Raw genomic sequence first — 4,429 nt, 5'->3', positions numbered from 1 at the left:
AGTGAACTGATGGGAGATCAAGCCCCACTCCTGCAAATATCTGCCACTAGCGCAATCAATACCTGGTTCCGTTCCACATTGCTGGATTTCAAACTCACATCTGCGGCCAAGAGTTTCCGCAAAATCCGGGTTGTTTCTCCGGCGGTATAAATATCAGGCATGACTTTAAGCTGCGATGTCACCGCTTTGTTCAGTCCGGTATACACCCCATCCGCGGTAGTGCCGGTTTGAATGAACAGCAGCTGGCTAAATAAGCCTGCCAGGGCGCTTATGATCTGAGTGGGATTAGTGCCGTACTCCAGCAACGAGACGGTAATTTTCAAGGAGCGCTTCGTCTCCCGCTGGGCAACCGCTTCCTGAAGATGCCACAGCTGATACGCCTTGTCCGGACCTACATTAGCCGCTACCAGCTCCTTAGTGACCGCATCACCTTCTTGCAGCTGAGTAAAAATCTTCTCCAGCTCACTCACTACATGCCCGGCAGTATCACCTACCAGCTCCGTGAGCAGATCCAAGGCTTCGGGTTGGATGACAAAGCCCTGCCGCTTGGCGTAATAGTTGGCCCATGACCGCAGCTTGTCCGGGAAGGGCGCCCGTGTATCCACAATCGGTATGGACCTCGCCAAGGCCTTCTGTAGCCCCTTGGATGCTTGATATTCCTCTATAACCAGCAGCAGGCATTTATCGGGATTGGGATTATTGGCATAGGTGAGTAGCTCTTTCCTGGCCTGGCCGGCAATGCGCTGGGCCTGGCGAACAACTATCACCTCTCGCTCTTGAAAAAGCGAGTAGGCCGTCAATTCGGCCAACACCTCGTCGGCACTGTCATCATCCAGAGAAAATACCACCTTTTTGGAGCCTGATGGCAGCAAGCGCGTTGCCACTTCACCGATGAAAAAGTCTTCCATGAACGCATCACCCCCTGCCAGGAGGTATACTGGTGCCACACTACCTGCCGTAACCTGCCGGATAGCAGCGCTATAGGTGAGCATCTCAGGTTATTCCCTTCCAGTAGCTGCAGTTACTTGATTTTTCCGATACTCAAGTGAGCTTACAACCAGATTGATAACCATGGCCACTACGAAGCCTGGCACGAGGGAATAGAGGTAGCCACCCCAGGGAATGTTGTCCCAGATGATGACGGTGAAGAAGCCAGCCAGCATTCCCATCAGCACACCGTTCCTGGTCGTCCTGTGCCACCACAGGGTTAGCACCAGAGCCGGGCCGAAAGCGGCACCCAGCCCGCCCCAGGCAAAAAGGACTTTATCGAAAATGGACCGGGGAAGTTGGGAGAGGGCAATTGCGAGAATGCCGATTACAAGGGCCACCAGCCTTGAGACAAATACCAGATGCTTCTGGTCCGCATCGGGATGCAGGGAAGCATGATAGACATCCTCAGCCACGGAAGAGGTGGTCACCAGCAACTGGGAGTCAGCGGTGGACATACAGGCGGCCAGGGCTCCACAGATAAGAATACCGGCAAACCAGGCCGGGAAAATGGTCAAAGCCAGTTCGGGCATCATCTTCTCCGGATCATCAAAATGGCCGCCACCAAAATAAGCCAGCGCCACCAGCCCCATCAAGATCGCCCCACCGTAAGAGAAGAAGCTCCAGGTAATGGCTATCCTCCGGGCAACTCGAATATCCTTTGGAGATCTGATACTCATATAGCGGGCCATGAGATGGGGCTGACCCAGATAGCCGATTCCCACGCCGAAACCGCCTAGAATGCCAGCCAGCAGCCGCCAGCCGCTGCGCCCTCCGGTCGCGGTCAGCAGCCGGGGATCAATGGCGTTGATCTGGTCCGCCATGCCACCCACACCGCCTAGATGGACCAGCGTGGCCAGCGGCAAGACCACCAGGGCAGTGATCATGATCCAGCCTTGGATAAAATCAGTCCAGGCCACGGCAAAAAAGCCGCCCATAATAGTGTAAAATACAATAACAGCTGCTCCCACCAACACGCCCGAGAAGTGGACCCAGCCGAAAGTCTGTTCCAGTGACTTGCCGGCTGTATCAAGCTGGGCGGCGATATAGAAGGTAAAGCAGAAAGCGATAATGCCGGTGGCTACAAATCGGATGATTGGATCCCGACCCAGAAATCGCAGTTCGAAAAAGCGGGGTACTGTGAGGGCGCCCAACCGCTCACTTTCCTCTCTGAGCCGTCGGGCTACCAGCAGCCAGGCGGAGATCACCCCTGTGACGCAACCGATCCCCGTCCAGAGGGCAGGCTCCAACCTGGCGCCGGAAGGATCGCCAAGGCCCGTGGCATAAGCCAGCCCGGTCAGACCCAAGAGCATCCATCCGCTTTCCGCCGAGGCCCGTTCGGAGAAAGCCACTACCCAGGGACCCAGCCTGCGGCCAGCCAGAAAAAAGTCCGGCAAGGTCTTATTCAGGTGGGCTGTGACGATCCCGACTGCAAAAATAACCAGCAGGTAGACCCCAAACCCGATGGCAACAGGACCCATAACCACTGCTCCAATTGCTGAATGCTATGAAAATACTAATAATAGTTGACCCGGCACGCAATCACCCCCAGATCGCTGGGGATTACAGCCAGAAAATAACCATGAGAGCAATAAGGAGGGTATACCCAGCAAAAAAGTGTAACCGTCCTTTGCGGAGGATATTCATTAGCCAGGCAATAACACAATAGCCCACCAGGGCCGCTGCCAGAAATCCCCACAGCAGACCAGGCCCGGATTGGGACGGTGCCTGAAGTAAGTCCAAAAGTTTAAACACCCCGGCGCCCAAAATAGCCGGAATGGCCAGGAGAAACGCGAAGCGGGCCGCCATCTCACCCGTCAAACCCAACCATAAGCCAGCAGCAATGGTAATTCCCGACCGGGAAATGCCGGGCAGAATCGCTATGGCCTGAGCCCCACCGATAATCAGGGCGCTAATCCAGGTCAGCCCTGTCCCTTCCCGCAATACGGCCCAGCGGGTTGAGACCAGGACCGCCGTGGTTACTAGGAGCATCAGCCCGCAGAAAAGCACATTCTCAAAAGCCGCCTCGATGGCATCGCTCAGCGTCAGGGCTACCACCGCCGCCGGGAGGGTGGCCAGAAGCAGATATCCGACCTCACGGCGCGGCTCAACGCCCGCGCTCCCAACGCTGAAAAAGCCACTCACCAGCCTCCAGAGATCGTGCCGAAAGTAAATCAGGACACTGATAAGAGTACCCAGGTGCAGCACAATCTCAACCAGCATCCCGGGCGACTGGACCTTCAGTATGGCTTGGGCAATGACCAGGTGGCCTGAGCTGCTGATGGGGAGAAACTCCGTGGCCCCCTGCAAAATTCCCAGAAAAAGGGTATTCAAGCTCTCCATCGGATCATGTCAAGGCTTTACGTAATAAAAGGCCACCATCCGGCCCGCTTGCTCCCCCTCCCTCCGGTAGCTATGGCAACGAGGGTCGCAGTAGGTACATACGTCCACGCTGGTGATCTTAGCTGCCGCTATGCCCGCCCCTATCAGCTGTTCCCGGACAACGGCTACCAGGTCCAGTGTGAAACGCCCATTGGAATGGGGCTGCCACGTCGTCGGGGAAAACGCCTCTACAACCTCAGGTCCCACTTCATAGCAGGCCATTTCGATGGTCGGCCCGATAACTACCTCGACCTGACACAGATCGACGCCCCGGGCTTGCAGAAGGTCGGCACCGGTTGATAGAACCCCCACGGTCACTCCTCGCCAGCCGGCGTGCACCAATCCCCGGAAACGAGTAGGCGGATGATATAAGAATACCGGCGCGCAATCGGCTACCTGCAGGCTTAATACAATGCGGGGATCGTTGGTGATCAGGCCATCTGTATCCGGATGCACCATGCCGGCAACAGCCAGCTCCACCTTGCCACCGTGGACTTGTTGGGGAACGGCAATTCGCTCGGGCGCGAGTCCCCGCTGGCGGGCCAGAATATCACGGCGCTCCGCCAGAGACACACCAACATAGTCCCCTTTGCGCTGGCTGAGCACCGCTTGCACAGACCCACCTCCCAGCAAAGGAGCAAAATCGAACCAGCCTGTCTGGTTATCACAGTCGTAATGACCGGAATGGGTGGCTGGTGGGCAGATCAAAGGGAGAATGTCACTCCACCGTCACGCTTTTGGCCAGGTTCCGGGGCTGATCCACATGGCAACCCCGCATGACGGCAATATAAATGGCGTTTTATTCCCACTCAATGGTGCTCGGGGGCTTGGAGCTGATGTCATATACCACCCGGTTAATACCCCGAACCTCATTAATAATGCGATTGGCGCACAGACTTAATATCTCCGACGGCATCCGGTACCAGTCGGCCGTCATGCCGTCAGTACTGGTGACTGCTCTTAGCGCTAACAGATGCTCGTAGGTCCGCTGATCCCCCATGACCCCCACGGTTTTAACCGGCACCAACACGGCGAAGGCCTGCCAGATGCGCTGGTACTC

General features: G+C 56.5%; 5 protein-coding genes. All 5 read right to left on the bottom strand.

The window, feature by feature from the left end; translation table 11 throughout:
* Positions 1 to 17: 17 nt before the first annotated feature.
* Positions 18 to 992, bottom strand: coding sequence for a DNA polymerase III subunit delta (holA, locus tag ACETWG_13685; protein ID MFB0517633.1), 975 nt, complete (start codon positions 990 to 992; stop codon positions 18 to 20).
* A gap of 6 nt (positions 993 to 998) precedes the next feature.
* Positions 999 to 2,468: a sodium/proline symporter gene (locus ACETWG_13680; GenBank protein ID MFB0517632.1), complete on the bottom strand. Its 1,470-nt coding sequence runs from the start codon at positions 2,466 to 2,468 to the stop codon at positions 999 to 1,001.
* An 82-nt stretch (positions 2,469 to 2,550) separates the two neighbouring features.
* A complete protein-coding gene (locus ACETWG_13675; protein MFB0517631.1) occupies positions 2,551 to 3,321 on the bottom strand; it encodes an undecaprenyl-diphosphate phosphatase in 771 nt (256 codons plus the stop codon).
* A gap of 18 nt (positions 3,322 to 3,339) precedes the next feature.
* Positions 3,340 to 4,077 carry a polyphenol oxidase family protein gene (locus tag ACETWG_13670; protein ID MFB0517630.1) on the bottom strand — a complete coding sequence of 246 codons (738 nt, stop codon included), beginning with the start codon at positions 4,075 to 4,077 and terminating at the stop codon, positions 3,340 to 3,342.
* A 91-nt stretch (positions 4,078 to 4,168) separates the two neighbouring features.
* On the bottom strand, positions 4,169 to 4,429 hold a 261-nt coding region (locus ACETWG_13665; GenBank protein ID MFB0517629.1), incomplete at its 5' end, for a GMP synthase (glutamine-hydrolyzing).

The organism is Candidatus Neomarinimicrobiota bacterium, from assembly GCA_041862535.1.
Classification (GTDB): domain Bacteria; phylum Fidelibacterota; class Marinisomatia; order SCGC-AAA003-L08; family TS1B11.
Note: the sequence above shows the minus strand (reverse complement) of the source record. Positions and strands in the feature narration are given on the sequence as shown.

Excerpts from the sequence above, each read along its gene's own strand:
- holA (MFB0517633.1), bottom strand. The coding sequence starts at position 992 with ATGCTCACCTATAGCGCTGCTATCCGGCAGGTTACGGCAGGTAGTGTG.
- ACETWG_13680 (MFB0517632.1), bottom strand. The coding sequence starts at position 2,468 with ATGGGTCCTGTTGCCATCGGGTTTGGGGTCTACCTGCTGGTTATTTTT.